This window comes from Streptomyces sp. NPDC054770 (assembly GCF_053611985.1).
Genome location: NZ_JBSHBL010000176.1, coordinates 1 through 4,049, shown reverse-complemented (window position 1 = coordinate 4,049; position 4,049 = coordinate 1). Strand labels below are relative to the sequence as shown.

Annotated in this window: 4 protein-coding genes; 2 read left to right on the top strand and 2 right to left on the bottom strand. The window is 71.1% G+C overall.

Going from position 1 to position 4,049, the window contains the following annotated elements:
- Window positions 1-609: maltotransferase domain-containing protein (locus ACWGKQ_RS51915; protein ID WP_453299135.1), on the bottom strand; the 609-nt coding region annotated here is incomplete at its 3' end.
- 102 nt (window positions 610-711) lie between these two features.
- On the bottom strand, window positions 712-1,014 hold the full coding sequence (locus tag ACWGKQ_RS51910; protein ID WP_453299134.1) for a DUF5133 domain-containing protein: 303 nt from the start codon (window positions 1,012-1,014) through the stop codon (window positions 712-714).
- A 302-nt stretch (window positions 1,015-1,316) separates the two neighbouring features.
- On the opposite strand from ACWGKQ_RS51910, the gene ACWGKQ_RS51905 reads away from it, so the two are divergent.
- Window positions 1,317-1,820: a pep a2 gene (locus ACWGKQ_RS51905; protein WP_453299133.1), complete on the top strand. Its 504-nt coding sequence runs from the start codon at window positions 1,317-1,319 to the stop codon at window positions 1,818-1,820.
- A 23-nt stretch (window positions 1,821-1,843) separates the two neighbouring features.
- Window positions 1,844-3,952 carry a glycogen debranching protein GlgX gene (glgX, locus tag ACWGKQ_RS51900; RefSeq protein WP_453299132.1) on the top strand — a complete coding sequence of 703 codons (2,109 nt, stop codon included), beginning with the start codon at window positions 1,844-1,846 and terminating at the stop codon, window positions 3,950-3,952.
- Window positions 3,953-4,049: the final 97 nt, after the last annotated feature.

Here is a 4,049-nt window from a genome sequence, read left to right as displayed (position 1 = left end):
CCAGGAGCCGTACAGGGCCCGTTCACGCTCGACGAGCAGCGGCAGCGGCTCGGAGACGGTGACCAGCTCCCGCAACGGATGACGCGCCAGCACCTCGTCCACCTCGGGAGCGAGGGCCTTCGCCAGCCGTGTGTGCAGGGGCAGCGAGTCGTCGCCCAGGGCCCGGGCCGCCGCAAGCACCCGCTCGCGCCCGGGTCCTTCGGGGACCCCGGCGGCCGCCCGCTCGTACAGCTCGGCACCCTCCTCCAGGACCAGGCCCGTGTCGATGCCCGCCGGGATCTTCACCCGGGCGTGCTGCCGCCAGGTGGCCAGCGGGGCGCTCCAGGCCTCCACGTGGAACGTCCAGCGGCCCGTCGCGTCCGGGGTGACCTCGGCGCCCCAGCGGTCGGTGCCGGGGACCAGTTCCCGCATCGGCGTCCACGGGCCCGGCCGGCCCTCGGGGTCGCACAGCACCGCGTTGGCGCCGACGGCGTCATGACCCTCGCGGAAGACGGTCGCGGTGACCTGGAAGGTCTCGCCGGGGACCGCCTTCACCGGCCGCCTGCCGCACTCCACGGCCGGCCGGACGTCACGCACCGGAACGCGGCCGATGGCCTCCGTCGCCTTCATGGGTCTCACCTCCGCCGTGCGCGGAGCCGGGCCCGGGGCCCGGCTCCGCGGTCCGTAGTGTGCCGGAAGACCGCTGTCCTCCCGCGGGGTCCGACTGCGGGATCACTGCCTCGCGGAACGCCGGTCCGCCGGCGGGCCCTGCCGGACCGTCTCGGTCAGCCGGGGCCGCCCACCCTGTTCCCGCTGTTCCCGCACATAGGTGACGAGGCTGGTGCGCAGGTAGCGCTCGGCCGCGTCCACCGCCTCCCGGGCGCAGCGCTTGCCCATCAGCACGCACAGCGTGTAGCCCGAGTCCTCGAAGGTGGACCGCACCTCGCGGTCCTGCGGCGAGGCGAGCATGACGCGCTCCCACGCCCGGTAGCGCCGCAGCTGCCGGGCCACCTCGGCCTTCGCGGGTAGCAGCATGGCCGTGTCTTTCCTTCCGACGCTCTCGAGTGGGCACGTGTCCCCGGGGCGGGGGAGCGTCCGGGCACGGAAGGGCACGGAGCCGTTACGGCGAATCGAGGCTTTCACTCATGGTGCACGGATGACGACCGAGCGTCTTGTTGGATCTTCAACCACCTCAGGCGGCTCTCGTGTTGCACGAATGGCGTAGCGCCCGCACAGTGAAGGTGACTCAGGAGCGACCAACGCTCACGCTGCGCGTCCGGAACGTTTCCGGGCGGGCGAGGGGGAGCGGGAGCTTCGCGGGTGAGGAGCCAGCCACAATGAAGACCGCAGTGCCCTGCTACTACCACCTCGACGTGGAGGTCAGCCCGGAACGGGTGGGACAGGTCAGCCGCATACTGGCCGCCCATCTGCGTTACTGGGATCTCGACAACCTCGTGGACCCCGTCTGCCGCGGTGCCGAACTGCTGCTGACCGCCATCGACCAGCACGCGACGGACAAGCGCACGTCCATCGAGATGTGGTGGAACGGGCAGCACCTCATCACCGCCATCGGCGACGACGACCGGGATCTCCGCCCCGACCAGGACCTGCGCCCCTGTCTGGCGCACCTCGCCGCGACCAGCGACGGCTGGGGCTGCTGTGCCTCGGAGACCGGCAGCAAGATCATCTGGTTCTCGCAGCGGGCCCGGTCCGGGGAACGTGTCCCGCTGGTCCGGACCGGGCCGGCGCCCCGGCTGCGCCGGGTCCTCCGGGTGCCGCGCGACCTGCCGGTCGCCCAGTTGGCCGCATCCGCCGACGCTGTTCTGGAAGCCGCCCGGTGACCGCGAGGAAGTCCCGGAAAGGGGTGCCCGTGTGGAGCGGGCACCCCTACCCGTTGGGGGCCTCCTTCGACGGGCAGGGCACCAACTTCGCCCTGTTCAGCGAGGTCGCGGAGCGGGTCGACCTGGTTCTGGTGAACGACGCCGCCACCGAGACGACGGTGCCGATGACCGAGGTCGACGGCTTCGTCTGGCACGCCTACCTGCCCGGCGTCGGACCGGGGCAGCGCTACGGATACCGGGTGACCGGCCCCTGGAACCCGGACCTCGGACACCGGTGCAATCCGGCGAAGCTGCTCCTGGACCCGTACGCCCGGGCGATAGACGGCCAGATCGACAACCACGCCTCGCTCTACGAACGCACCCCCGGCGGGCCCTCCCCGGCCGACAGCGCCAGGCACTCCATGCTCGGCGTGGTCACCGACCCCTACTTCGACTGGGGCGACGACCGCCCGCCCCGGCGGCCGTACTCCGACTCGGTGATCTACGAGGCCCATGTCCGCGGCCTGACCCTCACCCATCCGGAGGTACCCGAACGGCTCAGGGGCAGTTACGCCGGTCTCGCGCACCCGGCGATCCTGGACCACCTGACCTCGCTCGGCGTCACGGCGGTCGAGCTGATGCCGGTGCACCAGTTCGTGCAGGACGGGGTGCTCAAGGACCGGGGCCTGTCCAACTACTGGGGCTACAACACCATCGGCTACTTCGCCCCGCACAACGCCTACGGCGCCTTCGGCAGCCGGGGCCAGCAGGTCAACGAGTTCAAGGCGATGGTGAAGGCGCTGCACGCGGCCGGCCTCGAAGTCATCCTCGACGTGGTCTACAACCACACCGCCGAGGGCAGCGAGATGGGCCCCACGCTGTCCTTCCGGGGCATCGACAACGCCTCCTACTACCGCCTGGTCGACGGCGACTGGGCGCACTACTACGACACCACCGGCACCGGGAACAGCCTGCTGATGCGGCACCCCTACGTGCTCCAGCTGATCATGGACTCGCTGCGGTACTGGGTGACCGAGATGCACGTCGACGGCTTCCGCTTCGACCTCGCGGCCACCCTGGCGAGGCAGTTCCACGAGGTGGACCGCCTTTCGGCGTTCTTCGACCTGATCCAGCAGGACCCGGTGATCAGCAGGGTCAAGCTCATCGCCGAGCCGTGGGACCTGGGCGAGGGCGGCTACCAGGTCGGCAACTTCCCGCAGCTGTGGTCGGAGTGGAACGGCCGCTACCGGGACGCCGTACGGGACTTCTGGCGGGCCGAGCCGGGCTCGCTGGGCGAGTTCGCCTCCCGGCTCACCGGCTCCTCCGACCTGTACCAGGCCAGCAGGCGACGGCCGCGGGCGAGCGTCAACTTCGTCACCGCGCACGACGGTTTCACGCTGCGCGACCTGGTGTCGTACAACGACAAGCACAACCAGGCCAACGGCGAGGGCGACCGGGACGGCGAGAGCCACAACCGGTCCTGGAACTGCGGTGCGGAGGGCGAGACCACCGACCCGGGGGTGCTCGAACTGCGGTCCCGCCAGCAGCGCAACCTGCTCGCCACCCTGCTGCTGTCCCAGGGCATCCCGATGCTCAGCCACGGCGACGAACTCGGCCGGACCCAGGGCGGCAACAACAACGCCTACTGCCAGGACAACGAGGTCTCCTGGATCGACTGGGAGCTGACCGAGGAGCAGCAGAGCCTCACCGACTTCACCCGGTACGTCATCGGGCTGCGCGCCGCCCACCCCGTGCTGCGCCGGCGGCGCTTCTTCCTGGGCGAGACCGCGACGCATCCCCGGCAGCCGCTGCCCGACCTGGTGTGGCTGCTGCCCGACGCCCGCGAGATGACCGACCGGGACTGGCAGCGCGCCGACGCGCATTCGGTCGGCGTCTTCCTCAACGGCGACGCCATCGCCGAACGGGACCCCTACGGGCGGCGCCTGGTCGACGACTCGTTCCTGCTGCTCCTCAACGGCTACTGGGAACCGGTCGACTTCCGGCTTCCCGACGACTCCTACGGCGAGCACTGGACGATTCTCTTCGACACGGCCGACGCGGAGGGGATGCCGGACGAACGCGAGCGGAAGGCGGGCACGAGGCTGCGTCTGGAGGCGCGGAGCCTGATCGTGCTGTCGCGGCCGTCGAGGTAGCGCCGTCGGCTGCGGGTGCGTCGTGGCTGGTCGCGCAGTTCCCCGCGCCCCTAAAAGAAGGGGCGCTGCAGGGCGCCCCTTCAGGGGCGCGGGGAAC